At 72.0% G+C, this 1,594-nt stretch carries 3 protein-coding genes; all 3 read left to right on the top strand.

Features of this window, described 5'->3' with window-relative positions; genetic code table 11:
* Positions 1–22 precede the first annotated feature (22 nt).
* Positions 23–580 carry an SAF domain-containing protein gene (locus tag VB059_RS14175; RefSeq protein ID WP_323422622.1) on the top strand — a complete coding sequence of 186 codons (558 nt, stop codon included), beginning with the start codon at positions 23–25 and terminating at the stop codon, positions 578–580.
* A 4-nt stretch (positions 581–584) separates the two neighbouring features.
* A complete protein-coding gene (locus tag VB059_RS14170; RefSeq protein ID WP_300078577.1) occupies positions 585–1,355 on the top strand; it encodes a hypothetical protein in 771 nt (256 codons plus the stop codon).
* The coding region (locus VB059_RS14165) for a hypothetical protein (RefSeq protein ID WP_323422621.1) at positions 1,352–1,594 on the top strand (243 nt) is incomplete at its 3' end. The genes VB059_RS14170 and VB059_RS14165, both read left to right, overlap by 4 nt.

Genomic DNA, 1,594 nt, shown 5'->3' with positions numbered 1-1,594 from the left:
TCCGGTGCTGATCATCGCATCCGTGGCCGCCCTGCTGCTGTCAGCGCTGGGCGGCGTGTGGCTGTGGACGGCGGCAACCTCGTCGGTCGAAGTCGTGGTGGCGAGGGCGGCCGTCCCTCGTGGCGCGGTCATCGCCGCCGGTGATCTGATGGTGGCGCGGGTGTCGCTGGATCCGGCCGTCGCCTCGATCCCCGCCAGCGATGTGTCGACGGTCGTGGGTCAGCGAGCCGCGCTCGACATCTCCGCCGGCGGGCTGCTCACCCCCGACGCCATCGCCCCCGAGACGGTCCCGGCCAAGGGCGAGACAGTGGTGGGGCTGTCGCTGGTGGACGGGATGCTCCCAGCCATTCCCTTGAAGACCGGCGACGACGTGCGGGTGGTTCAGACCCCCGGTGCGCAGGGCCAGGTCGGCGAGGTGTCGCCGGTGACCATCGCGGCCAAGGTGGTCGCGGTCACGCGCTCGCAGGACGGGCAGTTCGCCCTGGTCGACTTGCTGGTGAGCGCGGACGCCGCACCCGATCTGGCAGCTCGCGCGGCGACCGGCAAGGTCGCCGTGGTGCTCGACTCCCGGGAGCGGTGACGCCATGCCGCTCTTCACGGTCGCGTCCGTCTCGGGCTCGTTGGGGGTGACGACCCTGTCGGTCGGTCTGGCCCTGACGTGGCCGCGTCCGGTGGTGCTGGTGGAAGCCGATCCGTCGGGCGGCTCGGCGATCCTGGCCGGGTACTGCACAGGTGTTGCCCGCCCCGGACTCTCCGAACTCGTGTTGGCCCACCGACACCGACAGCTGGCCGACGAGTTGCCCTCGCGGCTGTTTCCCCTGGCTGACTCGAACGCGAGCCTGTTGCCGGGGCTACGGGCGCACCAGCAGGCGGCGTCCCTCCTGGGCGTGTGGGACTCGCTCTTGGACGCCTTGCGTGGACTCGAGGTCGACACGGGCGTGGACATCGTCGTGGATGCCGGCCGGCTGGGCATGGTCGGCAGCCCGGAACCACTGATCTCGGAGTCGGACGTGACCGTGATCGTGACGGGGACCGGATTGCCCGAGCTGGCCCGGGTGCGGTCGTGGCTGCCCGGACTTCAGGAAGGCTCGCTGGGCGACGTGCGGTTGGTCATCGCGGGCCCGGCACGTCGGTACAGCACGTCCGAGGTCACCAAGACCTTGGGCGTGCCGGTGGTCGGCGAGGTGGCGTGGGATCCGGACGCCGCGCGGTGGTGGTCCCACGGGGAGCCTCAGCGTCGGTTCGAGCGTTCGCCGCTGCCCAGGTCCGTGGTGGCGTTGGGTGAGTCGCTGCGAGCCCTCGCACCGCGCACCGAAGACGCGCTACCGCGCACCAGGACGGGGGCGGAACGATGACCAAGCAGCCGCAGCCCACCTGGGAAAGGCCCGACTTGGCCAGCGTGCCCCTGTTCACCGCCTTCGGCGACGGCACCGATCCGGCGCGGCCGGGCCGGGTCCGCTCCGGGTTCACCCTGTCGACGGCGGGCGCACCGACCGCGTCCTCCCTCCACGTCGTGGGCCGCGAGGCGAGGTCGGGCGTCGATGGTCGACCCACGGAGCGGTCGACCGAGGTGGACTGGGACGAGGCGTCGGAA

Origin of the sequence: Raineyella sp., assembly GCF_034933565.1 — a bacterium.
Classification (GTDB): domain Bacteria; phylum Actinomycetota; class Actinomycetes; order Propionibacteriales; family Propionibacteriaceae; genus Raineyella.
The sequence above is the reverse complement of the archived record's forward strand: the minus strand, read 5'-3'. Positions and strand labels throughout refer to the sequence as shown.